The sequence below is a fragment of the Marinobacter halodurans genome (assembly GCF_004327985.1).
Classification (GTDB): Bacteria; Pseudomonadota; Gammaproteobacteria; order Pseudomonadales; family Oleiphilaceae; genus Marinobacter_A; species Marinobacter_A halodurans.
The window spans coordinates 1-222 of record NZ_SJDL01000259.1; the positions used below are offsets into that span (position 1 = coordinate 1).

General features: G+C 64.4%; 1 pseudogene. It reads right to left on the bottom strand.

The window, feature by feature from the left end:
- Positions 1-222 (bottom strand): annotated as a pseudogene (locus EZI54_RS24795) (hypothetical protein); the annotation flags it as partial.

Below are 222 nucleotides of genomic sequence, written 5' to 3' on the forward strand. Positions count from 1 at the left end.
TGGGCCGGGCCCTTTGATCTTCAGGCAAGGGTTGGGACCAAGCCTCCATCGCCGGAGGCAGGGACCGGTTCAGCAATCGCTGGAGCTTGCGGTTCTCCCACTCCACCATCCGGTTGGGCAGGGTCCAGAAGGTCATCACGTGGTAGAGGTACCAGAAGAAGGTGTAGATCCAGCCCACTTCGCCGGCCTTGCGCCGACGGCGGACATTGCGCCGGGCGGCGT